This is a genomic window from Robiginitalea rubriflava (assembly GCF_052540725.1).
The window spans coordinates 2,472,053-2,497,385 of the sequence record NZ_CP199309.1 but is presented as its reverse complement, the minus strand read 5'-3'; the positions used below and the strand labels follow the sequence as shown (position 1 = coordinate 2,497,385).

Annotated in this window: 26 protein-coding genes and 1 tRNA gene; 13 read left to right on the top strand and 14 right to left on the bottom strand. The window is 44.2% G+C overall.

Annotation, left to right across the window (positions count from 1 at the left end):
- Positions 1-57 precede the first annotated feature (57 nt).
- The 3 genes from infC to rplT all read left to right on the top strand — a co-directional run bounded on the left by infC (position 58) and on the right by rplT (position 1,237).
- Entirely contained in the window at positions 58-552 is a 495-nt protein-coding gene (gene infC, locus ACT6NU_RS11375; RefSeq protein WP_445383857.1) for a translation initiation factor IF-3, read from the top strand.
- A gap of 45 nt (positions 553-597) precedes the next feature.
- The gene (gene rpmI, locus ACT6NU_RS11370; RefSeq protein WP_445381792.1) at positions 598-795 is read left to right on the top strand and encodes a 50S ribosomal protein L35; all 198 of its coding nucleotides are present in this window, start codon (positions 598-600) and stop codon (positions 793-795) included.
- Between the two features lie 97 nt (positions 796-892).
- A complete protein-coding gene (gene rplT / locus ACT6NU_RS11365) occupies positions 893-1,237 on the top strand; it encodes a 50S ribosomal protein L20 (protein WP_445381791.1) in 345 nt (114 codons plus the stop codon).
- 47 nt (positions 1,238-1,284) lie between these two features.
- On the opposite strand, the gene ACT6NU_RS11360 is transcribed toward rplT, so the two are convergent.
- Entirely contained in the window at positions 1,285-1,707 is a 423-nt protein-coding gene (locus ACT6NU_RS11360; RefSeq protein ID WP_445383856.1) for a secondary thiamine-phosphate synthase enzyme YjbQ, read from the bottom strand.
- Between the two features lie 83 nt (positions 1,708-1,790).
- Here ACT6NU_RS11360 and ACT6NU_RS11355 point away from each other — a divergent pair, with 83 nt between their 5' ends.
- Entirely contained in the window at positions 1,791-2,591 is an 801-nt protein-coding gene (locus tag ACT6NU_RS11355; RefSeq protein WP_445381790.1) for an HAD family hydrolase, read from the top strand.
- Here the strand turns inward: ACT6NU_RS11355 and ACT6NU_RS11350 are convergent.
- From ACT6NU_RS11350 to tgt, 5 genes are all read right to left on the bottom strand, one after another.
- A complete protein-coding gene (locus ACT6NU_RS11350; RefSeq protein ID WP_445381789.1) occupies positions 2,588-3,895 on the bottom strand; it encodes an asparagine synthetase B in 1,308 nt (435 codons plus the stop codon). The two genes, ACT6NU_RS11355 and ACT6NU_RS11350, sit on opposite strands and share 4 nt — an antisense overlap.
- A complete protein-coding gene (dnaB, locus tag ACT6NU_RS11345; protein WP_445381788.1) occupies positions 3,879-5,432 on the bottom strand; it encodes a replicative DNA helicase in 1,554 nt (517 codons plus the stop codon). Before dnaB ends, ACT6NU_RS11350 begins: the two co-directional genes overlap by 17 nt.
- Before the next feature lie 166 nt (positions 5,433-5,598).
- Positions 5,599-6,552, bottom strand: a complete 954-nt coding sequence (locus tag ACT6NU_RS11340; protein WP_445381787.1) for an acetyl-CoA carboxylase carboxyltransferase subunit alpha — start codon at positions 6,550-6,552, stop codon at positions 5,599-5,601.
- A gap of 86 nt (positions 6,553-6,638) precedes the next feature.
- Positions 6,639-7,718 (bottom strand): LptF/LptG family permease, encoded by a 1,080-nt coding sequence (locus tag ACT6NU_RS11335; protein ID WP_445381786.1) that lies wholly within the window; start codon positions 7,716-7,718, stop codon positions 6,639-6,641.
- A 1-nt stretch (position 7,719) separates the two neighbouring features.
- A complete protein-coding gene (gene tgt, locus ACT6NU_RS11330; RefSeq protein WP_445381785.1) occupies positions 7,720-8,850 on the bottom strand; it encodes a tRNA guanosine(34) transglycosylase Tgt in 1,131 nt (376 codons plus the stop codon).
- Positions 8,851-9,013: 163 nt separating this feature from the next.
- Here tgt and ACT6NU_RS11325 point away from each other — a divergent pair, with 163 nt between their 5' ends.
- From ACT6NU_RS11325 to ACT6NU_RS11315, 3 genes are read left to right on the top strand one after another with little or no spacing between them, the layout of a single operon-like run.
- On the top strand, positions 9,014-9,862 hold the full coding sequence (locus tag ACT6NU_RS11325) for a transketolase (protein ID WP_445381784.1): 849 nt from the start codon (positions 9,014-9,016) through the stop codon (positions 9,860-9,862).
- A 19-nt stretch (positions 9,863-9,881) separates the two neighbouring features.
- On the top strand, positions 9,882-10,838 hold the full coding sequence (locus ACT6NU_RS11320; RefSeq protein WP_445381783.1) for a transketolase family protein: 957 nt from the start codon (positions 9,882-9,884) through the stop codon (positions 10,836-10,838).
- A gap of 46 nt (positions 10,839-10,884) precedes the next feature.
- The gene (locus ACT6NU_RS11315) at positions 10,885-11,454 is read left to right on the top strand and encodes a porin family protein (RefSeq protein WP_445381782.1); all 570 of its coding nucleotides are present in this window, start codon (positions 10,885-10,887) and stop codon (positions 11,452-11,454) included.
- Positions 11,455-11,505: 51 nt separating this feature from the next.
- Here the strand turns inward: ACT6NU_RS11315 and ACT6NU_RS11310 are convergent, their stop codons facing one another.
- On the bottom strand, positions 11,506-12,480 hold the full coding sequence (locus ACT6NU_RS11310) for an FKBP-type peptidyl-prolyl cis-trans isomerase (protein ID WP_445381781.1): 975 nt from the start codon (positions 12,478-12,480) through the stop codon (positions 11,506-11,508).
- Positions 12,481-12,555: 75 nt separating this feature from the next.
- On the opposite strand from ACT6NU_RS11310, the gene ACT6NU_RS11305 reads away from it, so the two are divergent.
- From ACT6NU_RS11305 to ACT6NU_RS11295, 3 genes are read left to right on the top strand one after another with little or no spacing between them, the layout of a single operon-like run.
- The gene (locus ACT6NU_RS11305; RefSeq protein WP_445381780.1) at positions 12,556-12,927 is read left to right on the top strand and encodes an RNA-binding S4 domain-containing protein; all 372 of its coding nucleotides are present in this window, start codon (positions 12,556-12,558) and stop codon (positions 12,925-12,927) included.
- Positions 12,914-13,498, top strand: coding sequence for a methyltransferase domain-containing protein (locus tag ACT6NU_RS11300; RefSeq protein ID WP_445381779.1), 585 nt, complete (start codon positions 12,914-12,916; stop codon positions 13,496-13,498). Before ACT6NU_RS11305 ends, ACT6NU_RS11300 begins: the two co-directional genes overlap by 14 nt.
- A gap of 7 nt (positions 13,499-13,505) precedes the next feature.
- Positions 13,506-14,003: a phosphoribosyltransferase family protein gene (locus ACT6NU_RS11295; RefSeq protein ID WP_445381778.1), complete on the top strand. Its 498-nt coding sequence runs from the start codon at positions 13,506-13,508 to the stop codon at positions 14,001-14,003.
- On the opposite strand, the gene ACT6NU_RS11290 is transcribed toward ACT6NU_RS11295, so the two are convergent.
- Positions 13,995-14,519 carry a shikimate kinase gene (locus tag ACT6NU_RS11290; protein WP_445381777.1) on the bottom strand — a complete coding sequence of 175 codons (525 nt, stop codon included), beginning with the start codon at positions 14,517-14,519 and terminating at the stop codon, positions 13,995-13,997. The two genes, ACT6NU_RS11295 and ACT6NU_RS11290, sit on opposite strands and share 9 nt — an antisense overlap.
- 131 nt (positions 14,520-14,650) lie before the next feature.
- Between ACT6NU_RS11290 and ACT6NU_RS11285 the strand changes: the two genes are divergently transcribed.
- Positions 14,651-14,723 (top strand) — tRNA-Lys (locus tag ACT6NU_RS11285).
- Between the two features lie 520 nt (positions 14,724-15,243).
- Here ACT6NU_RS11285 and ACT6NU_RS11280 read toward each other — a convergent pair.
- The 5 genes from ACT6NU_RS11280 to ACT6NU_RS11260 all read right to left on the bottom strand — a co-directional run bounded on the left by ACT6NU_RS11280 (position 15,244) and on the right by ACT6NU_RS11260 (position 20,354).
- Positions 15,244-15,915 (bottom strand): inorganic diphosphatase, encoded by a 672-nt coding sequence (locus ACT6NU_RS11280; RefSeq protein ID WP_445381776.1) that lies wholly within the window; start codon positions 15,913-15,915, stop codon positions 15,244-15,246.
- Positions 15,916-16,066: 151 nt separating this feature from the next.
- The gene (locus ACT6NU_RS11275) at positions 16,067-16,702 is read right to left on the bottom strand and encodes a VTC domain-containing protein (protein WP_445381775.1); all 636 of its coding nucleotides are present in this window, start codon (positions 16,700-16,702) and stop codon (positions 16,067-16,069) included.
- The gene (locus ACT6NU_RS11270; RefSeq protein WP_445381774.1) at positions 16,702-18,033 is read right to left on the bottom strand and encodes a right-handed parallel beta-helix repeat-containing protein; all 1,332 of its coding nucleotides are present in this window, start codon (positions 18,031-18,033) and stop codon (positions 16,702-16,704) included. Before ACT6NU_RS11270 ends, ACT6NU_RS11275 begins: the two co-directional genes overlap by 1 nt.
- A gap of 172 nt (positions 18,034-18,205) precedes the next feature.
- On the bottom strand, positions 18,206-19,741 hold the full coding sequence (locus ACT6NU_RS11265; RefSeq protein ID WP_445381773.1) for a hypothetical protein: 1,536 nt from the start codon (positions 19,739-19,741) through the stop codon (positions 18,206-18,208).
- On the bottom strand, positions 19,716-20,354 hold the full coding sequence (locus tag ACT6NU_RS11260; protein ID WP_445381772.1) for a DUF4956 domain-containing protein: 639 nt from the start codon (positions 20,352-20,354) through the stop codon (positions 19,716-19,718). The genes ACT6NU_RS11265 and ACT6NU_RS11260 overlap by 26 nt, the downstream gene beginning before the upstream one ends.
- Before the next feature lie 354 nt (positions 20,355-20,708).
- Between ACT6NU_RS11260 and ACT6NU_RS11255 the strand changes: the two genes are divergently transcribed.
- Both ACT6NU_RS11255 and ACT6NU_RS11250 read left to right on the top strand, forming a co-directional pair.
- The gene (locus ACT6NU_RS11255; protein WP_445381771.1) at positions 20,709-22,142 is read left to right on the top strand and encodes an amidohydrolase family protein; all 1,434 of its coding nucleotides are present in this window, start codon (positions 20,709-20,711) and stop codon (positions 22,140-22,142) included.
- Between the two features lie 48 nt (positions 22,143-22,190).
- The gene (locus tag ACT6NU_RS11250) at positions 22,191-23,732 is read left to right on the top strand and encodes a serine hydrolase (protein WP_445381770.1); all 1,542 of its coding nucleotides are present in this window, start codon (positions 22,191-22,193) and stop codon (positions 23,730-23,732) included.
- 101 nt (positions 23,733-23,833) lie between these two features.
- On the opposite strand, the gene ACT6NU_RS11245 is transcribed toward ACT6NU_RS11250, so the two are convergent.
- Positions 23,834-25,246, bottom strand: coding sequence for a glycosyltransferase (locus ACT6NU_RS11245; RefSeq protein WP_445383855.1), 1,413 nt, complete (start codon positions 25,244-25,246; stop codon positions 23,834-23,836).
- Positions 25,247-25,333 lie beyond the last annotated feature (87 nt).

The window sequence follows — 25,333 nt, the reverse complement described above, 5'->3', positions numbered from 1 at the left end:
GCAATACGAAGAAGATTTAGACCTCAAACCCAGAGGGAAAACAAAAACCCTCATAAAATCAATGAAAAAATCACGGCCCCAAAGGTCCGTTTGGTTGGGGATAATGTGGAAATGGGAGTTTACGGAATCCGGGAAGCCCTGAATAAATCAGAGGAATTAGGCCTGGATCTGGTGGAAATATCCCCCACGGCTGACCCTCCGGTTTGTAAGATTATTGATTACAAGAAATTCCTGTACGAGCAGAAAAAGCGCGAAAAAGCCATGAAGGCCAAAGCGACCAAAGTAATCGTAAAGGAAATCAGGTTTGGTCCGAATACAGATGACCATGACTATGAGTTTAAAAAGAAACACGCAGAGAAATTCCTGAAAGAAGGGGCTAAATTAAAGGCCTATGTATTTTTTAAAGGAAGGTCCATCGTGTATAAAGATAAAGGGGAAATATTGCTTTTACGCCTGGCCCAGGAACTGGAAGATTACGGGAAAGTAGAGCAAATGCCCAAACTGGAAGGGAAGCGCATGACTATGTTCATTGCGCCGAAGACCAAGAAATAAAGAGAGAGCGAGGAATCCATCATAAATCTGTTAACAGACAAGACAATGCCTAAAATGAAGACTAAATCCAGTGCCAAGAAGCGATTCAAGCTTACTGGTACCGGTAAAATCAAGAGAAAGCACGCTTACAAGAGCCATATCTTGACCAAGAAATCCAAAAAGAGAAAATTAAAACTCACACATTCTACTTTGGTCCATGAGGCCGATGAGAATAGCATCAAAGAACAGTTGCGCCTGAAATAGGGAATGCAAGTGATTCGGTACTAGTGTTTAACCATGGAGTCAGGCCTATAAAAGAATCCGCTAATGCGGGACGCCTGCTACAAAAAAACGAAAAGAAATGCCAAGATCAGTAAATTCAGTCGCTTCACGGGCCCGTAGAAAAAAGGTCATGAAGCAAGCCAAGGGGTACTTCGGAAGACGTAAAAACGTCTGGACAGTAGCCAAAAACGCGGTGGAAAAGGCCATGTTATATGCCTACAGAGACCGCAGAAACAAAAAAAGAACCTTCCGCTCCCTCTGGATTGCGCGAATTAATGCAGGAGCCCGTTTGCACGGAATGTCCTACTCGCAGTTTATGGGAAAGGTAAAAGCCAATAACATCGAGCTGAACCGCAAGGTGCTCGCAGATCTGGCCATGAACCACCCGGAAGCATTTAAGGCCATTGTAGACAAGGTCAAATAAAGATTTCAAATCGCTCTTGAAAAACCCCGGTAAACTCCGGGGTTTTTTTATATACCCCAAAGATTCAGGACCAGCCTGCGACCCGATGCCCGGTTGCGATGTTCACAAAGGTAAATCCCCTGCCAGATTCCCAGGTTGAGCTTTCCGGAAGTCACAGGAATCTGAAGGGAACTCCCCAGCAAGGAGGCCTTTATGTGTGCCGGCATATCGTCGGGACCTTCCAGGGTGTGCATATAATAGGCCGCATTTTCGGGGACCATTTGGTTGATATGGCTTTCGAAGTCTTTCCGTACCGTAGGATCCGCATTTTCATTAAGGGTTAGGCTGGCCGAGGTGTGTTTTATAAATACCTGCAAAGTACCCATTTGAAAATCGGCAATTTCCGGTAGTTCTGCCAGTATCCTGGAGGTAATCAGGTGGAAACCCCTTGAAAATCCGGGTAATACAATTTCCTTTTGTATCCAGCTCAAATTGGTTTGCAATTTCATTATTAACGGTTTTGACACCTTCAATTTACACAGAAAAAATACCTTTGCCCTCATACTTGTACTAAATGGACCTGAAAGATATTCGCCTGGTTGTCACTGATATGGATGGAACCCTGCTCAACAGCCGGCACGAGGTAAGTGAGCGCTTTTTTGAACTGCAGGCAGCATTGCAGCAAAAAGGCGTTCGCTTTGTGGCTGCGAGCGGACGCCAGTACCGCAGTATAGCAGATAAACTGGACCGCATACAGGAAGAGCTCATCTTTATTGCTGAAAATGGAGGTCTGGTACGATACCGCGGGGAAGAATGGCTGTCTACCCCCCTGGATAAGTCCTTGAGGCAGGAAGTATTGGAGGTACTTTCAGGCGTTGAAGGGGCTCACAGCGTGCTCTGCGGAAAACAGCAAGCCTATCTGGAAGATCCGGGGCAGGCTTTTTTGAAACACCTGGAGGAATATTATTCTGATTATGAAATAATCGACAATCTCCGGGGATTCCAGGGAGAGATCATGAAGATAGCCGTCTACCATTTTGAAAACTCCGAGGCCTTTATATATCCTGCCGTTCAACCCTTTGAAGACCGATTAAAAGTAAAAGTTTCCGGCAGGCACTGGGTGGATCTTTCCGACCGGAAAGCACACAAAGGGTATGCGCTGCAATTAGTACAGCAAACCCTTGGGATTGGCCCGGAACAGACCCTCGCCTTTGGCGATTACAACAATGACCTGGAAATGTTGGGCCGGGCAGCCTTTAGTGTTGCCATGGGCAATGCCCATCCCAATGTTAAACGGGTGGCGCGCTTTACCACCGCCAGCAATGACCAGCAAGGGGTTGAACAGGTGCTTGAGGAACTGCTCGGGCAGCTTTAGGTTTTCTGCTTCTTTTTACGGGCAGCAGGAAAGAGTACATTGTTGAGGATCAAACGGTACCCGGGGGAGTTTGGATGCAGTTCCAGCTCGGTTTTAGGATCCCCTACCCTGTGTTGATAGTCCTCGGGGTCATGTCCTCCGTAAAAGGTAAAAAACCCTTTTCCCTTTATACCATGTATATACCTGGCCTCTCCATTAAGGCGGTTTTCACCTAATACCAGAACCGTTGGTTTCACCTCTTTTCGGTTAAAAGCCGTGGTTTGCCCCATAAATCCCTTTACCAATGCTGTGTGATTCTGGCAGAGCATGGTGGGGACAGGATCCCATTTAGCAGAAAAATCCATCAGGCTGAAATAATCAGACTCCATGCGGATGCCTTCCCGCTGGTTGGTCATATCGATAGAGGAAAATTCATACCTGAGCGGGTTGCGTTCCAGGGTGAAATTCGCAAATGCAAACGTCTTACTAAAATCAAGGCGTTGCTGGTAGTTGGGATCGGACGGATCTCCGTCAAACATGGGTTCACAAATATCCACGCCCTCGGCCGCCAGGGCAATGTCAAAACTATCGGTGGCAGAGCACATAGCGAACATAAAGCCGCCTCCTATAACGTAATTCCTAATTTTCTGGGCTACAGCACTTTTTTCATCGGAAACTTTTGAGAAACCCAGCCGATTTGCAAGCGCTTCTGCCTGATTTTTTCCTTCTATATACCAAGGGGTAGCCCGGTAGGCCGCATAGAATTTTCCATACTGCCCGGTGAAGTCCTCATGATGCAGGTGCAGCCAGTCGTAAAGCGCGAGCTTATCGCCCAGTACCTCTTCGTCATAAACCGTAACATAGGGGATTTCCGCATAGGTGAGGACCATGGTTACCGCATCGTCCCAGGGTTGATTGTCCTTTGGGGAATAGACCGCAATTTTGGGAGCCTTTTCCAGAATAACCGCCTCCTGGTTCTGAGAAGGGCTGGAGATCCCATCCAGAATGGACTCGGCTTCTGCATCCGAAAGGACTTCAAAGGAAACCCCCCTGATCCTGCACTCGTTGCGGATCGGGTCTCCATCGGGTAAAAGGAAGGAGCCGCCCCGGTAATTCAATAACCATTGCACCTTTTGCTGCTTGGTGAGCACCCAATAGGTTATACCATACGCCTTTAGATGGTTCTCCTGGCTCTCAGCGTCCATGGGAATAAGGATTACAGATGCGGATGCTGCAAAACCATACCCAAGGGCGATTAAAAGAAGGAAGAGAGATTTAAAATTATCGGCTATTCGTGCGTGAATCAGGCTAAAAAGGTACATCATTGTCATCCGGGTCTGCATCGGGAAAATCGTTCAGGGAACTTCCAAAAGCCTGATCTGCATCAGGTAGGTTTTTGGTTATAAACGGATTTTCACCATCGGCATTCATTTTGGATTGAAACTCAAATGGAGAATCAAAGTCATCCAAATTATCAAATTTACCCAGTTGCGCAATGAATTTTAACCTAATATTATCGAGTCCTCCATTCCGGTGTTTGGCAACGATGAATTCTGCCTGACCCTGAGTAGGGGTGCGTTCCTCATCATCCCACTCGTCAATTTTATAGTACTCGGGACGGTAAATAAAGGAAACGATATCGGCATCCTGCTCAATTGCTCCAGACTCCCTAAGGTCGGAAAGTATAGGGCGCTTACTCCCGCCACGGGTCTCTACAGCACGAGATAACTGGGATAATGCGATCACAGGGACATTTAATTCTTTGGCCAGGGCCTTGAGGTTCCGCGAAATGGTGGATATTTCCTGTTCCCTGTTCCCCCCTTTCTGACTCGCTCCCGAGGTCATCAACTGCAGGTAGTCAATTACTATCAACTGTATCTTGTGCTGTGAAGCCAGCCGCCGCGCCTTGGCACGGAGGTCAAAAATTGACAGGGATGGGGTATCATCAATAAAGAGCGGGGCTTTCTCCAGAGCTTTTACCTTTACATTGAGTTGTTCCCATTCGTGCTTCTCCAGTCGTCCGGTTCTAAGCTTTTCTGAAGACAGACCGGTTTCAGATGAGATCAGTCGTGTAATTAACTGTACCGATGACATCTCCAGAGAGAAAAATGCAACAGGGATATTGGAATTAACCGCAATATTCCTGGCCATTGACAGGGTCAGAGCCGTTTTACCCATCCCGGGACGTGCCGCGATAATAACCAGGTCACTGGGTTGCCAGCCGGAGGTTAGTTTATCCAGTTTGTCAAAGCCGGACGGAATGCCGCTTAATCCCTCCTTATTGGATATCTCCTCGATTTTTTTCTTGGCCTGTATAACCAGGTTCTGGGCTGTTTCAGCAGATCGTTTCAGATTTCCCTGTGTAACATCGTATAATTTTGCTTCGGCATTATCCAGCAAATCAAATACATCCGTGGCCTCATCGTAGGCCTCTTCAATAATTTCATTGGAAATCTTGATCAGGCTCCTTTGAATATATTTTTGCAGGATTATTCTGGCGTGGAATTCAATATGTGCGGAAGAAGCTACTTTTTGGGTAAGTTTTATCAGATAAAAATCCCCTCCGACGGCCTCGAGCTTCTCATCCTGCTTCAATTGGGCCGAAACGGTTAATAAATCCACCGGTTCCGAAGTTTCGAAGAGCTTAAAGATGGCCTCGTAAATGAATCGATGCGCATCCTTGTAAAAAACATCAGGGTGCAAAATATCGATAACCTCATCTACCCCTTTCTTGTCAATCATCATGGCCCCGAGAACAACCTCCTCTAAATCAACTGCTTGCGGAGGGAGTTTCCCCCTTTCCAAAGGGATTACCGCAGATTTCCCAATGCGTTGTCCTACAAGTGTCCTCGATTTTTCCATTGGTGTAAAAGTAGGGAATTAACACTAGCTTAACTTGAGCAGACCATTTGCGATATCCACCATTACTTAACAATTGACCTGTTAATAAGTTACGATTTTTGTTTATAACCAAAAAATCCGGAACGCTAAATTCCGGATTTCCCTGACTTATTGAAGTATAGCCCAATTATCCGTGAAATACACCCATGGAACTATATTTTTCCATCCGCGTATTTACCAGATCTTTTGTAGATAACTTTTTAAGGTCCTGATAGTGTTTTGCAATTTTGTTTCTGACAATTTCAAAAGCCTTCTCCCTGTCACTATGAGCACCTCCCGCAGGTTCTCTCACAATCTCGTCAATCAGCTTTAATTTTTTCATGTCTGTGGCTGTCAGCTTTAAAGCTGCCGCAGCCTGTTCTTTATATTCCCAACTCCTCCACAGTATTGACGAACAGGATTCAGGTGATATCACGGAGTACCAGGTGTTTTCAAGCATTAAAACCTTGTCACCCACTCCTATCCCCAGGGCTCCCCCGGAGGCACCTTCGCCGATAATCACTACTATTATTGGAACTTTTAGCCGGGTCATTTCCAGGATATTCCTGGCAATGGCTTCCCCTTGTCCGCGCTCCTCTGCTTCTATCCCCGGATAGGCTCCGGGAGTATCGATAAAGCAAACAACAGGAATGTCAAATTTTTCGGCAGATCTCATCAATCGCAGGGCTTTGCGATATCCTTCGGGATTAGCCATCCCAAAATTCCGGTATTGCCTGGTTTTAGTATTGTATCCTTTCTGTTGCCCGATAAACATATAAGACTGGTCCCCAATTTTCCCAAGACCCCCTATCATGGCCTTATCGTCCTTTACATTTCGGTCTCCATGCAATTCCAGAAAAGATTCCCCACAGATGGCCCGGATATAATCGAGCGTGTAGGGACGGTTGGGATGCCGGGAAAGCTGCACCCGCTGCCAGGCTGTAAGGTTTTTGTAGATTTCCTTTCGGGTTTCAGCCAGTTTTTTTTCGATTTGCTTACAGGTCTCCGTTACGTCGACCTCGCTCTCTTCGCCTATGATCTGGCATTTTTCTAGTTGTTCCTCAAGTTCTTTGATTGGAAGTTCAAAATCCAGGTATTCCATGGAAATTCAGCATTTAAGTAATCAGCGCTCCAAAGATAAACTATATCTTTAAACCTGCCATAAATGATAAAAATTTCCGGTAAAGGCTAGCGCTTGGCCTGTTGCAGCAGGTAATAGCCCAGTATTCCAAATAATATATTCGGGATAATTACAGCCATTAATGGCGGAAAGCCAGATTGTTCGGCTAGGGTGCCGAAAACTTTGTCCATAAAGATATAGATAAAGGCAACCCCGATCCCGAAGGCCAGGTTTACACCCATCCCCCCTCTCCTTTTTATAGAGGAGACCGCTACCCCAATAACAGTCAGAATAAATGCAGCAACCGGCAGAGCCCATCTTTTATATTTGACCATTATATAGGTGTTGATATTAGAAGCCCCTTTCCTTTTCTGGTCCTCAATAAATTGATTCAATTCGAACAGGTTTTTAGTTTCAGCCACGTAGGAAACGGGGGTCAGGTCTTCAATCTGGAAGTTAAATACCGTATCGAGCCGCCTGCCGGTCATCACCATTTCTACCGAGTCCTTTAAAGTGCGCATACTGTAGCTGGTCAGACGGTAAACGCTGTCTTTTGGAATCCACCTGATATTGGCAGCTGCCAGTTTATATTGCAGTTTGCCGTCGGGCCCGAAATGTTCTTTGGTAAAATTATATCCGATTAACCGGGCCGGGTCAAAACTGCTTACATAAATATAATCCTGATCTCCCAGCTGGTTGAAAATGTTTTGTGTGATCCGGTCTTGTTTGCCCTTTTTCAGGTACTTGTATTTGAATTCGTTATATCCTTTGCTGGCAGATGGGACAATAAACATCCCCATAAAGAACATCAACAAGGCAATAATGGTCGCGCCAATCCAGTAAGGCCTCAGAAACCTCCCAAAAGAAACCCCTGAAGAAAGGATGGCGACAATTTCGGTATTGTTTGCCAGCTTGGAAGTAAAGAAAATGATGGAAAGAAAGAGGAAAATGGGAAACAGCAGGCTTCCTATATAGATGGTGAAATTTACGTAGTAGATCACGATCTCGATCAGTGGGGCCTCATTGTCGATCATTTTTCCGATCTGCTCTGCCAGGTTCAGCATAATCCCGATCGGGATGAACAAGAGCAGCATCAGTCCAAAAGTGAACAGGTATTTTTTGAGTATGTAGCGGTCTATAATGGTCATCTCAAAGGCGCTTGTCCATTTGTTTTACCATTTTTGATTTCCAGGGACCAAAGGTACCGTCGAGAATCCTTCTGCGTGCCTCTCGAACCAGCCAAAGGTAAAATCCCAGATTGTGAATGGTGGCAATTTGTTTTCCAAGATACTCATTGGCAGCAAATAAATGGCGCAGGTAGGCCTTGGTATATTCCGTATCCACAAAGGTATGCCCCATGGGGTCGAGGGGGGAAAAATCATCCTCCCATTTCTTGTTTTTAATATTGATAGTGCCCTCCGAGCTAAACAACATGCCATTGCGGGCATTTCGGGTGGGCAATACACAGTCAAACATATCCACGCCCAGGGAAATGTTCTCCAAAAGGTTGACAGGGGTACCCACCCCCATCAGGTAACGCGGTTTGGATGCCGGAAGGATATCGCAAACCACCTCCGCCATAGCATACAATTCTTCTGCAGGCTCTCCCACAGACAACCCCCCTATTGCGTTTCCGAAGGCATCAGCCCCGGCGATATACTCGGCAGACTGCTTCCTCAGTTCTTTGTACACAGAGCCCTGAACTATGGGGAAAAAAGCCTGCTCATAGCCGTATTTGGGCGGTACGCGCTGCAGTTGATCCATACAGCGATCCAGCCAGCGATGGGTCATATGCATAGACTGTTCAGCATAGCGGTATTCGCAGGGATAAGGGGTGCACTCGTCAAAAGCCATAATGATGTCTGCGCCGATGCTGCGCTGCAAATCCATCACATTTTCAGGGGTGAAGACGTGGTAAGACCCGTCAATATGCGATTTGAATTTTACCCCTTCCTCTTTTATTTTACGGTTGGCAGAAAGGGAATAGACCTGGTACCCACCACTGTCAGTAAGAATAGCCCGGTCCCAGCCCATAAAACTATGCAGCCCACCCGCACGCTCAAGAATGTCCATCCCAGGCCTCAGATATAAATGGTAGGTATTCCCCAGAATAATATCCGGATTAATATCATCCCGAAGTTCCCTCTGGTGCACTCCCTTAACAGAAGCAACTGTCCCAACAGGCATAAAAATAGGGGTTTCAATGGGGCCATGGTCTGTTTCCAAAAGCCCGGCACGGGCCTTCGTATCTGGATCGGTATGTTGGAGTGTAAATTTCACTGCATAGACTTCTTCAGCAGCTGCCAAAGATACGCAACTCCCTACCATTTGTCCTTAAGAAAAAAATAAAGTTCCCTTTCTCAATCGTTGATAACTACTTAAAAGAACCTTTGGGAAGCAGCAGGAATGCTATTATTTTTGGTTTTCTATAAAAGCAACCGACATGGCTGACATTAAAAAATTGGAAACGCTTGTACAACAGGTCCGCAGGGATATCGTCCGGATGGTCCATAAGGTGAACTCCGGGCACCCGGGAGGATCTCTGGGATGTACTGAGTTTTTTGTGGCCCTCTTCAATGAGGTAATGGAATTAAAAGAGGGCTTTGATATGGATGGGATAGGCGAAGACCTGTTTTTCCTTTCCAATGGCCATATCTCCCCTGTTTACTACAGCGTTCTCGCACGCAGGGGGTATTTCCCGATAGAAGAGTTAAATACTTTCAGGCTGATCAATTCCCGTTTACAGGGCCATCCCACTACACATGAGGGCCTTCCGGGAGTGCGCATCGCTTCAGGTTCCCTGGGACAGGGCATGTCGGTCGCCATCGGAGCCGCCCAGGCAAAAAAACTAAACGGGGACAAGCACCTGGTCTACAGCCTGCACGGAGACGGGGAATTACAGGAAGGCCAGAACTGGGAAGCCATAATGTATGCAGCAGGTAAAAAGGTAGATAACCTTATAGCAACAATTGACCGCAACGGCCAGCAGATAGACGGCGGAACGGAAGAGGTGATGCCGCTGGGGGATGTAAAGGTCAAGTTTGAAGCCTTTGGGTGGGAGGTACTCTCCCTTGACGAGGGAAATGACCTGCAGGCCATCATTCGCACCCTGCAAACGGCAAAGGAGCGAAGCGGGAAAGGAAAACCGGTTGCCATCATCATGGAAACGGTTATGGGCCATGGGGTGGATTTTATGATGCATACCCATGCCTGGCACGGAAAAGCCCCGAATGACGATCAACTGCAAGACGCCCTTGCCCAAAACCCTGAAACCCAATTAGGGGATTATTAATATCAAAATCCATTTGAACATGAATCAATATAAAGACCAGGGAAAACAGGATACACGAAGCGGTTTTGGCGCCGGGCTCACGGAACTGGGAAGAAAAAACCCCAAAGTAGTTGCCCTGTGCGCAGATCTGGTGGGATCACTTAAAATGGATGATTTCATCGCGGAAAACCCTGAGCGTTTTTTCCAGGTGGGGATTGCCGAAGCCAATATGATGGGAATTGCCGCCGGGATGACAATTGGAGGCTATATCCCGTTTACAGGCACATTTGCCAATTTCTCCACCGGAAGGGTATACGACCAGATTCGTCAATCCATAGCCTACTCGGATAAAAACGTGAAAATATGTGCTTCCCATGCAGGGATAACCCTGGGAGAAGACGGGGCAACCCACCAGATTCTTGAGGACATAGGGCTTATGAAGATGCTCCCGGGCATGACTGTGATCAATCCTTGTGATTTTAATCAGACCAAGGCCGCAACCCTGGCAATTGCCGATTATCACGGCCCGGTTTATCTGAGATTTGGCCGGCCCAAAGTAGCCAATTTCACCCCTGTAGATCAAAAATTCGAGATCGGCAAAGCCATTATGCTGCAGGAAGGCACGGATGTGACTATATTGGCCACAGGCCACCTGGTCTGGGAGAGCCTGCTTGCTGCAGAAACCCTTGAACAAAAGGGAATTTCTGCAGAGGTAATCAACATACATACGATCAAACCCCTGGATGAGGCAGCCATCCTTAAATCTGTAAAAAAGACCGGCTGTGTGGTAACTGCCGAGGAGCATAATTACCTGGGCGGGCTGGGTGAAAGTGTTGCCCGGGTACTTGCGGTTAACCACCCTGCCCCGCAGGGGTTTGTGGCCACCCAGGATACCTTCGGGGAAAGCGGTACACCTGAGGAATTGATGGAGAAATACGGCCTGAACAATAAAGCCGTAACAGCCGCCGTTTTAAAGGTGTTAAAAAAGAAAGCCTGATTCCTGGTATTGTTTTTGATACCACAGGCTCAAAAAGAACACCATTATGAAACGTACCTTAATTAGTTGCCTGCTGATTCTATTCAGCCTGTCTGCCTTTGCGCAAAACAATCCCGGATTTGGAATAAAAGCGGGGTTAAATTTCAATTCCAATGGGGATTACAAATTCGATCAGGCCCCAAACCTGAGTGCCGATTCAAAGATCGGGTACCATCTCGGGGTTTTCGCCACTTTTGGCGACGATATTTACCTGCGCCCCGAACTGATTTTTACCAAAACCAAATCAGACTACAGCGGAGACGACTTTGACATGTCCAAGCTCGACCTTCCTGTCTTACTCGGATTCAAAGTGATTGGTCCGCTGTCTGTTTTTGCCGGACCGGATTTTCAATATATCCTGAATACGGATTTTGATGGGGTTACCCTGGGCGATGTCGAAAATGACTTTACCGTTGGCCTCCACCTGGGTGCCGCTGTAAATCTGGGCAACCTTGGGGTAGACCTGCGTTATGAAAGGGGACTCAGTTCAAATGAAGCAAACTTCGTCGGTTTAAGCGACCGGCGCCTGGATACACGCCCAAGCCAGTTTATCCTTAGCCTTTGGGTGAAATTATAAGGCGAGAATAAAAAATTAAAAAGCCCCTGAATCGGGGCTTTTTTTATTTCATCAACTATTGTCTTTATCCAGATAATCCGGGATGCCATCCCCGTCTGTATCCGGGAAGGTGATACTTCCGTCAGGATTGATTATTATTTCCTCCCGGGTGGGGGTATCGTCGCCGTCATCGTCATTATCCAGGAAATTAGCGGTAAGTAAACCTCCGAAAGCACTGCGCTCCTGGGATTCATTGGTGTTGTCATTGTACAGATAGCCATCGCCATCGAGATCTTCCTGAATAGAGGGAATGCCGTCCCCGTCGTGGTCTGTCTGCTCCACTGCAAATATTTCAACCGTAAAGATCAATGGGCTGTAGGCAGCTATTACACTCCCCTGAGGCGGCCGGTTGTAGAAGCCGAGACCCGAAGGCATTATTATAAGGCCTACACCCTGGTTCTGGGCCGAAAGCGTCCCATCGGGGTTGACTGATATTCCTGTGGCTGCCTTAAAGAAGCGCATGCCTTCCGTAAAACCCCTGGCACCCTGCAAGGGTCCCTGCAAACGGGCAAGGTCAAACCAGACGGGTTGTGAAAAAGAACCGTCAAAGTCCCTTCCATCCAGTAGCGTCCCCCGGTAAGCCACAAAGGCCGAATCCGCAACTGTAGGGGCTTCCCCCCCGCCTTCCAGTGCTTCCAGGTAATACAAATTATGTGTAACATCCGGAGCTTCTTCCAGATTAAACTCTTCAGAGCGCACGGTAATCTGTGTAATCTGTACCTGGTCGATCAGCGGTATTTTGGAAGCGTTATCTCCGGCTATGGTATCAATGACTATACGGAAGTCAAAATCGGCCGGCGGGGTCTCAAATTCTTCATAATTATAAAAGTGGGTGCTCAGAAAATCGCGAATGGCCGCATCGTCCTCCGCGAGCACGTCACTCAAGGGTTCCGGGGGTACAACCTCTATATTTAAGCCATCATCGTTCCCGCAGGCTGCCAATAGTAAAAGCCCCAGTAGCCCAACACAATTTTTCTTCCATCCCATAAAGCCAGTTTCTTAAAGGCGGCAAGATACAATTTTCCCCTATTTTTGTGGAGCGGATTAACAAAGATTTTATTAATGCGAATCGATAAATACCTCTGGTGTACCCGATATTTTAAAACCCGGTCTCAGGCCACAGAGGCGGTCAAAAAGGGACAGGTGCGCATCGGGGGAGCGGTATGCAAGCCCTCCCGGGAAGTATTGCCCATGGATGAAATAAGCCTTCGCAAAAACCAGCTCAACCTACAACTGAAGGTCCTTGATATCCCTCCACAAAGGGTTGGGGCTAAATGGGTGGGTATATATCGGGAAGACATCACGGATCCGGCAGAGCTGAAACACTTCGAATTAATGCAGGCCAGCCGGGAACATTATCGAAAAAAAGGGGAAGGACGGCCCACTAAAAAAGATCGACGCGATCTGGAAGATTACCTGGATGAATCTGAATAAGGAATACTGGGAGGCCCGGTACCGGGAAAACCGTTTGGGCTGGGATATAGGGTATGCAGCACCCCCAATCACCAAATACATAGACCAACTTGAGGACAAAAATATTCGGATTCTTGTTCCCGGAGCCGGAAACGGCTATGAGGTGGAATACCTGTTCCGAAGTGGTTTTAAAAACATACAGGTTCTGGATATTGCAGGCCCGCCGCTAAGGAGCTTGCAGGAAAAACTTCCTGGCCTGCCGCGTACAGCCTTCCTGGAAATGGATTTTTTTGAACTAAAGGAAGAACCGTACGACCTGATCCTGGAGCAAACCTTTTTTTGCGCCCTTCCGCCAGCAAAAAGAGACCGCTATGCAACTAAAATGGTTGAACTACTCAGGGAAGGCGGTGCCCTGGCTGGTCTGTTATTTGACTTTCCCTTATCCTCTAAAGGGCCACCCTTTGGAGGTTCAGCTACAGAATACCGGCGGCTGTTTCAGCCGTACTTTACAATAAAAACCCTGGAGCGGGCCACAAACTCTATTGCGCCAAGGCAGGGAACCGAACTCTTTTTTATCTTTGAGAAGAAATAGCGCTCCTATGGACAACAAAATCCTATCGCATCAGCAGATTAAGTACAAAATCAACAGGATTGCCTATCAGATATATGAATCCAATGTTGAGGCCGAACAAATTGTTATTGCCGGAATAGAGGGAGGTGGGCTGGATTTTGCCAAAAAAGTGAAGGCAGCACTTGAAAAAATTACCCCGGCTGAAATTCTGTTATGCAGGGTGAAGATGGATAAATCCGACCCGCTGAAGAGCGGGATCACTACTTCCCTGAAACCTGAGGAATACCAGGGGAAGTCTGTGGTTTTAATCGATGATGTACTGAATTCGGGAAGTACCCTTATCTATGGGGTACACCATTTCATTAAGACTCCGCTGAAACAGCTCAAAACAGCCGTGCTCGTAAATCGCAATCACAAACGATACCCCGTCAAAGCCGATTTTAAAGGATTGTCCCTCTCAACCTCCCTTAATGAACACGTGCGAGTAGATCTGAGCTCAAGGGAATACGCCGTTTTCCTAGAGTGATTTCCGGTGGATCTCTTCCACCAGCTGCTCAATTCCCTTTTCCTGAACAGCGATGTGATGGGGTGCCATATTGTAGAATTTTACCCGCTCAAACATATGTTTTCCGATAAAATCTGGAAGTTCCTCTGGTTTCAGGTGCGCTATCAGCGGACGTTTCCCAGACTCATGTTGTAGCCGGGCGGCTAATAGGGGAACGCTGAGCATCAGGTAAAATACCCGGGAAGTGTGGGATAAGACCAATTCCATATTCCCGGCATAACAGGGTGCTCCACCCCCCAGGGCCAGTACCAGTTCGTCATTGTTTTCCAAAACTTCTTTCAGTAATTCGTGTTCCTTTTTCCTGAAGTAGATTTGCCCTTTCTCCTCAAATAATTCCGGAATAGTCTTTTCTGATTTCTCTTCTATATAGGTATCCAAATCCAGAAACGGAAATCCCATAGATTCTGCAAGGGCCTTGCCAACGGTAGATTTCCCGCTTCCCATATACCCGATAAGTACGATTATCATCTTCGCCATTTGTTCGCTGATTGAGGTAAATATGCAGCTTTTTCAATAAATCTGAAATTTATAGCCATTGAACTTGAAAAATAAAGAATAGGTAGTATATTTGCAGCCGCAAACCGCGATAAGTTGCGGTTGTTTTTTTTGACTTGGTAGCTCAGTTGGTAGAGCATCTCCCTTTTAAGGAGAGGGTCCTGGGTTCGAGCCCCAGCCAAGTCACAATCAAGCGCAAAACCCCCGCCAAAATGGCGGGGGCTTTTATTTTGAGAGAAATCGTGAGCTTGCTCAAAGATTTCGAACGGAATAAAAACCTTTCGGCCTGCAGAAGCAGGCCGGGGGTTTTGCATTTGGAGCATGGGGCTGCTGGGTCCAACAAGCGCAGCGAAGTTAACCCCAGCCAACACAATTGGAAATTCCAAATCCCAAAATCCAAATACCGATCCTTAAGTCGGCATTTGCAGGCCAGCGCACCTGCTGGCCCCTCTTTACAAAAGGTCCACCGGACCTTTCGCGACCGTTCGGTCCGGGTCCAACAAGCGAAGCGAAGTTAACCCCAGCCAACTTTGTTGGAAATTCCAAATCCCACCCCGATAGTTATCGGGGCCAAATTCCAGTAGAGTTTTCTTTTGCGGCCCAATGTACAAGCTGCCCCATATTACTGACCGTTTATAATTATTTTATGATCAGAAAGATTTACAGCGCATAAACAAGTATTCTGTAATATGCCTAAGCAATGGGTTTAAGGAATTTTATTCTTTCTAAATTCTTTTTTTGCCTTTTCCAGAATAAGTAATGCCCTAGAACTATTGCCAAACCCTTGGGAAGTAATTAAATCAGGGCCTTTGTAGTTCGAAAACCATATTTGTAATATATCACAAACACCATTAAAATACAGTTGTAATTCTTCAATATCGTTTATGTCACCGAATGGTGAATCTACTGAAACTGCTATCAATTTATCGTCATGTTCTCCTCGGTCCTTAAGGAAGAGTACTCCTATTATTTTCGATTTTACTAAATCTCCCCGCTCAATTGGGGGACCAAGAATTATCACATCCAAAGGATCGCCATCTCCCCCAAGCTCTTTTGGCAACAATGTGTTCGGGATAAACCCATAATTGGCGGGATACCCAAGATAATTAATAATGCGTGGCACCCCTTGAACATGCTCTAATTCAATTGCGCCCTTCAATTTGTTGTATTCCCATTTTTCATTCGTCCCTGCTGGAATCTCTACAAGCACATCGACAAAATACTGGTCCTCCCCTTCTTGCAATTTCTTATTCTGCCACCCAACGTTTTTGGAATCTTGTTGAGACACAACTTTATCGACATGCTTTCCCTCTCTTTTGCAAGATAAAACCAGAACAATGATTAAGAATAAAGCATACTTTTTACTGAAGAAAATCATAATAATATTCTATAGATCCAAAGTCCAAAATGGAATTTAATTTCTGTTAGATAAAATGAAGGATTAGAAGGTTCGTATCTTCCTCAATCAAGCGGTAAAATCATAATACAGAAAATTAAGATGCTTTTCGCTCGTGGACTATTCCAGCGAACTATCCATTAATTAAATCTATAGATTTAAAACCTCTCACGTATTTTGAGTTACGCGTAATTACCAGTTTCAAGTCGTCCAGGAATCCAAGATTTACGTCTTCATCCCTATTGAATTTTACCTCCATGACGTTATTTTCCTCCTTCTTGGAGAAGAATGTCTGGGGATTTGTATACTTTATTTCCGTATCCAGGGTTACCCTAATTTTTAATGAATTTTCAAAATATTGCCTTTGATATTGGTTGATAAGGGTAGGCTTCATAATGCAGTGGAGCCTGTCATTTATAGTGCGGGTTAAACTTTCGAGAAGGAAATTGACATCCTTTTGATCACTATATGGCTCCTTTTTAAGCTTGATAACCTTTTTTCTCCCCAAATGAGAGGCTTTTATCTTTTGTTCAAGGAAAAGATCCTCGGTGAAAATATTATGGAAGCCTCCGTACCATCGGATTCTTGTTTTAGATCGATCCCTGTAACCCTCGATATTTTCTACTAGCGCACTAAAATTAAAGTAATCAAAATATATATTATTGATTTGTCGGTCCATATACGACATAAAAAATCCGTTTTCAATCAGTTTCGATTTGATTGTAAAGAGGTCATCACTTTTAAAGCGAAATTTTATTTCATTTCTCATTATCGCTTGGAGGCTTTACCGTAGAGGTTTCCATACATGAGGTCCTCTACTTTTTTGGTTATAGTAATTTTTTCATCGAAGTAAGGTATCACGTATGACTTTTTTTCGATCAGATAATTTTTCTCGTTCAGGACGTCATTATAAATAAGGAGGGGATCATTGTAAAAATCTTTCTTCATAAATACGGCTATGTCAACGGTGTTTCCTGCAAAAGAGTCCTTTTCGGTCTCCAGGACAGAGCCATCTTTAACTACTAACCCTATACTCGAATCTACCATCTTATTGTTGTTGGATTCAACATTGGAATATTCCCCTGCACTAATACATTTATCTCCCACGTTCGTAAAAACATTATTCTCGAGAAGAATATCAGAACCGCTGAAATCAACGCCATCATTACCAATCCTTAGAAAATTGGAATTTGAAATAGTTCCTTCCGAAAAATCAGAATCTATGGCGTCATTTGGGATATCTTTGAACATAGTTGCATCAACGCTAAATTGGGATGCGTAAAAATTCACAAAATCATCTCCGGTAATATTGCTGAAAAACGTACTATTTCGAATAGTAACATTTGATTTTATAAAAGTTAAACCAGAGGGCAGTGTGAAACTATCTGACGTGTAATTGGAAATTCCCGAAATCTCAACAGAATCTATTATAACTTTGGGACAATTGCGCATTATGATTGCATTTTGGCCCATCGCGATTATTTTAAGTTTCCTAAAATCAATTTCACAATTGTCGAAAAATAGATTAGCCTTTCCATTTAATGTGATCGTTACCTGATCAGTATTATTTATTACCATATCCTCAAAGGAACGGTCTTCGATTAATTCAAAGTCCTGCTCAAAAGTTTTCTTTTTCGTACGCTCTTTGGATTCAGATTCTTTAATGTTCCCTGATTTTATCCGTTTAAAGTTTCCCTTAATCAAATCAGGCAAAACAGTATAGCCTTTGGATAGGGGATCTTTCAAGTAAATAAAACGGTCAATCTGATACTTCTTTCCTTTTCTTTCAAAAACAAGATTATTCTTCGTTCTTGAAATTATCAAGCTTGTATCCGGGATTTCATTAGTAAAAAAAGCAAATCGTTCATTGGACAATTCCATGTTTTCCTGGTCGATAAATGGCACCATCAGGTACTCTTTTTCATCGTATGGATTAAATCGGACGGTTATTGGATTGGCTTCGATCTCTGATCTACCATGGAGATTCAATCCACCGTTCTTAAGACCTTCAAGGAGAATAACCTTTCGATAATTCTTCCAGATATTTTCCTTGGAATCCAGAATTAATCCATGATCAATTTTTTTTACGATTACTTCCACGGAGTCATAATTTGTTTTTATGCCTCTTATCTGATACAATGGGTTACCGACGTCTAATGAAATGATTTGCTTGCGCGAAAGATTAATTACATGGTAATCATTAGCAGGCTCCTTATGGAAGAACATAAAGTAAAGGACGACCAATCCCAACATAAAAAGATATGGTAAACTGTCAATAAACTTCATGAATCAGGTTTATATTTGTAGTGTCGTTGACATACTCATTTATTAACTCCAAAGAAAGAATTTTTTCCGCGAATGGAATTAGATTCTCAGTGAACTTAGTCCTGAGTTTCTCATTATCCAAGCCATATTCCACAGGATTGATATTAAATTCATGTTTATTGTTGATTAAGACTTTTAAATCGACATACGTCTCGGAAGTAATTCGTAAAGTGTCATTTTCGTGTATAACGAAACTCAATCCTGTTTTTAAGTACTCCTTAAACTTTTCTATATTAAAATCTAAATTTTTTTTAAATGTTTTTTGCCATAAATCTTGTAAAAAGAACTCATCATTATAAGTCAAATGTTTCTCATAATTAGATAGGAATAATTGATCAAAGTCAGAGATAAGTTCTTCTTTCTCAGAGATCATTTTTTTAAAAATTCTATTTCTTTTAGTTCTTATTGAATCATTGGTCAATAATTGCCTAAATAAGTCATAGGAGGGTGCACCGGGATGATGGCTAAAAATAACTTCGTCAAAGGCTGATTTAAAAACTGTGAGTGCATTCACACCATTTTCATTTCTAAAAAGAGGAACCAAATTGTTGTTTACGTTCAACCATTCTAAGTTGTCACCGGTAATTTGATGACCATTTCCAAATAAATAGATCAAAGCCAGATATCGACCCAAATAATCAATTTCGAATTCGTTAGGAGTGAAATTGAAGTTTTTTAACGTCCTCCATTTATGGAACCCTATATTATCTTTTATTTCAAAGTTCATTCTATCCTCAACGTTATAGTATAGATTGTCGAATGGACTTGTGTGTGTGAGCCAATTTTTATGGTTCTTATAAATAAAATGCAAAGTATCTCCGAATTCCTTAAGGACATATTCAGCATCGAACTCGGGATAAAGAAATCCATCTCTTAAAACACCGTTAAATCTATAAGAAACAATTTCTCCTTGATCCTGAGTGTAAACACCATACTTTCGACCGGTCTTGTTTGCATAAATTGTTTTATAGTCCATTTCAGAACCAGCAATGATGTTAAATGTTTTTAATCCATTAATTTTTTCTTTTGATTTAACTTTAACACTATAATCACCCATAATGTATGGGTATGGATGTGAACCTCTTAGTTTGAATTTAATCTTGAAAAGGGAGTCTTTATATATTAGTTCCGCGTTACGGTATTTCTTAGAATCTTTAGTAAAAATTCCCCGTTTTATACCTAGGAATACTACACTATCAACTATTTTTTTATCATTAGCAGATAATAAAAAATTAAACTCTGGTGATTTCTTCTTAAATAACGACTTTGGATAATATAACTTCCATCTTAATGTTCTTAATTTTAGCATTAGGGACTCGTAATTGCTCAAATACCCCCATCTAGGTTGAAGATACAAACCATCGGTTGCAGTTGACCATTCCCTTCTATTTTTTTGTGTATCTAAATGCTTAATCCCGATGTAAATGGCAATTAAAGTCGATAACAGTATCAAGATTTTATACCTCCAATGTACTCGTTTCAAACGCGTAATCATTATTTAACTCGTTATAATATTTTAAAATAGAATCTAATTGCTCTTTGGACTGTACTCGGTAAACCAAGTTAAGATAGTCATCAAGACTCTTGTTCATGTAAATTAGGTTTTGTTCAAACTCATTGCTAATCACGGAGCCTATCTCACCTTTATCAGGCTTAATTTTAATGTTTATCTTATAGCCATTAGAGCTATCAGATTCTTTTCGGTTAAGGAAATAATAGGAGATAAAGTAAAATGCCAGCAAGATGATAGCCAAGAGTTCTTTTTCTGCTGCGATTGATACCGCACAACCCATCACAAGCAATAAAATAATGATTTCTTCAGGTTCCTTTATGGCTGTCCTGAATCGGATTATGGACAAAGCCCCTATCAAACCAAGCGATAAAGCCAATGAAGACTTGATTACAGAAACGATAATCAAAATTGATATTCCAAATGGAATTAAATTCTTCGAAAATTTCAATTTGTTATTGTAAGATTTGGAAAACTTCACATAAAACTGAGAAATAATCAAAGTTTGGGCTATCAACAAGAACACTCCAAATATTAATCTCAAATAGTCAATTTGTACAAAATCCTCTTTAATAAATTCGTCCATAATAAAAAATTTATTCGCAAAGAATTAATAAATATTTAACTAATCAAAATAAAATCATTCAAAGAACTAAAAGACAGACAAAATGCCACTTCTTATCCTAAAATTTAAAAGTACTGCATTTAACCATTATTAAATTGATAAACAACTTTAACAGAGTTAATCTTGGTTTCCACAGTTGATAATCCCAAATTTCAATATCTGCCCTGCTAGGTTATACTACTTCTTTAATCCTCTTCCTCATGCCTTTTAGCCTAAATATGGTTATCTTGTGATAGCGGTATGGGTCTCGTACATCATTTTTAAGGTCCTGTAAATTACGATCCCTACTACTGCTCCAACCCAACCAGATACCACATGAACAAAACCACCCTCTTCCTTTGCTTTATACTGATTTCCCTGACAGCCTGCACTTCTAGAAAGTCGGATGAATCTGCACTGACAGTCTTGCAGGGAGCCACCATCTTCGATGGTAACGGTGGTGTCCTTGAGCAGGGTGTAATCATTGTACGGGATGGCCTGATAGAAGCTGTAGGCGGTTCGGAAGTACCCATTCCAGAAAATGCGGAAATCCTGGATTTGAAAGGGAAATATATCAGCCCGGGGCTGGTAGATTCGCACGTACATTTTGGCCAAACCGGTTTTTTTGATGGCAGGCCCGATGCCCTGGATATCAGGGATACCCTTGGTTATGTTGAACTGCAAAGCTATCTGCAACAACACCCTGAACGCTATTATGAGGCCTATCTACGTTCGGGGGTCACAGCTGTCTACGATGTAGGCGGGTACCTCTGGACCCTCGGCCTGCAGAAAACGGCCGAAGACAACCTGAATGCGCCTCATGTGGCCGCTGCAGGCCCTTTGTTGTCGCCAGTCCCGGATGCCAACCTGGTAGCGGTCAATACCCCTGGTCAAAAACAGCTTTTACACCTCTCCTCGGCCGATTTTGGCCGGCAAACGGTACGCCAGAATACAAGCCTCGGGGCTACCGGGATCAAAATCTGGCAAATAAACCTGGAGGATCCCCAGTTCATGGAAGCCCTTGCGGCAGTGGTTGATGAGGTGGCATTGCAGGGTAATAAGCTCATTGTACATGCCACGGATTTGGACCAGGCAACCGAGGCCCTGCGGATGGGAGCACAAATCCTGGTGCACAGCGTGGACGATCAGGTGGTGGATTCCACATTCCTGGACCTGGCCAAAAAATCGGGAGTTATCTACTGCCCTACCCTTATAGTCGGGAGGGGGTATCTGAATGCTTATAAATCCCTGAAAGAAGGCTTTGGTATTTCGGACCCGAATGGGGTGGTCGATCCCCAAACCAGGAATTTACTTTTATCAGCAACCAAGTTCTTCAAATACTTGCCCAATCCGGATGGCTATGAAACCATGATATCCAACTATAAAAGCTATGTGGCAGCCAGCGAAAAAAATATGTTTGAAAACCTCCGCCGGGTTCACCAGGCGGGCATTCCCATTGCCGTTTCCACAGATGCAGGCAACCCGGGAACCCTGCACGGAATTTCCATTTACGATGAGATGGAGACCATGCAGCAAAATGGGATCCCTGCCCGGGATATATTAATCATGGCTACACGCAACGGAGCACTGGCAATGGACCGCTTGGATGATTTCGGCACCCTGGAAAAAGGCAAGATGGCTGACCTGATTATCCTGGAAAATGATCCGACCGAGGATATAGCTAACATGAGGTCTGTTACCCATGTGATGCGCGCAGGCCTTTTGCGGCCGGTAAATGTTCCTTTTGACAAAACCGGCAAACAAGAATAAAATGCATTGACCGACTCCTTATAATAACACACTTTAATAACATTTTCAATGAGAAAAGCACTCCTACTCTTCGCCCTCACCCTTTCTTTCTCTATGAGTACATTCGCACAGGCCGTTGGTACAGCGGATCTGGAAAAACTCGATGCTTATTTCTCCCAAATGGTAAAAGACTGGGGTATCCCCGGGGTATCCATCGGAATCGTAAAAGACGGGAAATTGGTATTCACCGGCAATTACGGGCTGCTTGAGGTCGGAAAGAATCAAAAACCGGATGAAGACACCCTCTATGCCATTGCCTCTAATTCCAAGGCTTTTACCTCAGCCATCATCGGGATGCTGGTACAGGAAGGAAAACTCAATTGGAATGACAAGGTGAGGAAATACATTCCCTACTTTGAACTATACGACAGCTATGAAAGCGAACATACCACAATCCGGGATATCCTGAGTCACAGGGTGGGCCTGGGCACCTTTAGCGGGGATAATATCTGGTACAAATCGGAGCTGCCTGCATCCGAAATTATTAAGCGAATACAATACGTCCCCAAAGCATATGAATTCCGTGCCGGGTATGGCTACTCGAACCTCATGTTTATAACGGCAGGGGAGATTATCGAAAAAGTTACCGGAAAGAGCTGGGGCGAAAATGTAAGGGAGCGCATTTTAGAACCCCTTGGCATGGAACGCACCCTCTATACAATAAACGATTTGGACAAAATGGGGAATTTTGCCAGCCCTCATGCCATCAAGGAAGGAAAAAACTATCCGATCCCCTGGACCAGCTGGGACAATGTTGCAGCCACAGGCGGTCTGGTTTCCTCGGTTGCTGACCTTTCCAAATGGATGATCTTCAATCTGGATCACGGAATTACAGGGACAGATACCCTGCTGAGCAAACGCACCCGGAACATGGTCTGGACGCCTCACAACAACCATATGGTAGACCACACCAGCGAAAATGACTTTGACAGGCATTTTAATGGCTATGGGCTGGGCTGGGGGCTCAGTGATTACAAAGGACGCCTGAAGGTAGGGCATACCGGGGGTTATGACGGGATGATAACTGCCCTTACGCTGATACCGGATGAAAAACTCGGGGTGGTTGTCCTGACCAACGGGACAAAAAGCCCGATTATGGCTGCTACCTATTACGCACTTGACACCTTCCTGGATGCAGAAAGCGAGAAAGACTGGTCTGCGGATTACCTGGCAGCTGCCAACAGGCGAATCAACGCGGATACCCGCATTGCCGAGCGCATAGCGAAACGGGTGAGCAACACCCAACCCAGCATTTCGCCGGATGCCTTTGCGGGCCGCTATCATTCTGATTTGTACGGGGAACTGAGCATTGTCCAAAAAGATAACAATCTAAAGCTGGAGTTTTCACACTCCCCCCTGCTATCGGCTACTTTAACCCACTGGCACTACAATGTCTGGAAGCTCAACTGGGACCACCCGCAGGCCTGGTTCAGTTTCGGGACCATTCAAATACAGACCAACAATATGATGGAGGTAAGCGGCTTTGCATTTGATGTGCCCAATGACGACTTCTTTTTTGAAGAAATAAAGCCGAAAAAGATCAAAATGTAGGATCCGAATCTGTTATCCCTTTTAAAAAGATAACGGTTTTAATTGACTAAAGACCGGATCACATAGCTGTAATTTCAATTGTTTCAGCTAATAGCTACAGCCTATCCCTGTCCCGGCAGCTTCCGGGTTAACCACCCCCGGCGGTTGGCTGTTACAATGGCATAGGGGGTAATCCAGAAAAGACCAAAAGTATAGAGGATACTATACGAATACGCCCAGAAAGATTCCCTGAGGTTGTACTTCCGCGCATAAAAAATAACCGGGAAAGTAGCAGCCAGTAAAATCCCGAATAAGGTAGAACTTAAAAACAGTAAGGGGTGAGACAGCAGAAAATAAAACATAAGGATCAGGAGGGGGTAACACATAATTATCTTAAGTGCCTGTCCCATAAAGAGGATTCGGGTGCCGGCTTTTGAACCTTCCCTGAAGCCGGAAAATACATACTTTGCCATCTCTATGTTTTCCCTGACGTTGCTCCTGCCCCAGCGAGTAAACATCTTATACAGGCCTCTGTACTTTTCAGGTACATTGGTATAGGCAATCGCATTCTTCTGAAAAAGGACATGATAACCCTGTTTCAGGATCATATTGGTCATGGCGCGGTCTTCCCCTATATCGGAGGGCTGCCCCATAAAGGTCTGATTGATCCACTTATCCAGACAATTGAAAACTGCCTCCCTGCGATAGGCGGCCAGGGCTCCCGGCGTACACAAAACAGAATTTAAGGTGCTTTCAGCGGAACGGATGAATTCAAAGCTCAAAACAAAACTCACATCCAGCATTCTGGGCAATAATGCCTTGCTGGTATTCAATACCCGTATATTACCTGCTACTGCCCCGCATTTCGGATTAACCACAAAGGGACTCACCAGATTTCTGAGAGTGTCGGCATTTACTTCGGAATCGCTGTCTACCGTAATAAAGACCTCTCCTTTGCCAAGTTTGAAACCGCGGTAAAGGGCATGGCGTTTCCCCATGTTCTTTGGTTGCTGGAATATTTCCACTTCCTCTCCCAACTCGCATTTGGCCTGTTGCATCCATTGCCAGGTATCATCGGCACTGCCGTCATCAATACTGATCAGTTGTAGTTTCTCTTTGGGGTAATTGCTGCGCGCCAGACTCCTCAGGGTGGCCCAAACCTGTTTTCCTTCATTATATGCAGGTACGATTACTGTACATAGAGGTAAATCTGAATCGCTGACGGATTTGATTGACTTGTATTTAAAATAGCGGAACAGAACAAATAGAAAATAAAAAATTCTGAAGAAAAACATCCCGGCAGAAACAGCGAGAAATATCAGACCAACAGTCGTGTTGACACGATTCAGCCGGTACTGTTCAAAATCGCTTTGCAAAATATACACCAGGTAAACTGCACCTGTTAACAAAACGAAGGTACTCCCCTGTATAAAAATGCTCCAGGCATCTGCTGTGTCTAAAAAGGTTTTGAGTCTATTAGTTGCTAAAAGTTTTAAATTTTTTGTTTTCTGCCCAAAGCGGTTAAGCGGGTTCATATGGTTCATGAATGTATTTTATTCCTGTTTGGTAATTGAATGCTTCTCAAATACGGTTCAGACTGGCCTTTAGATTCCCGTTTTTAA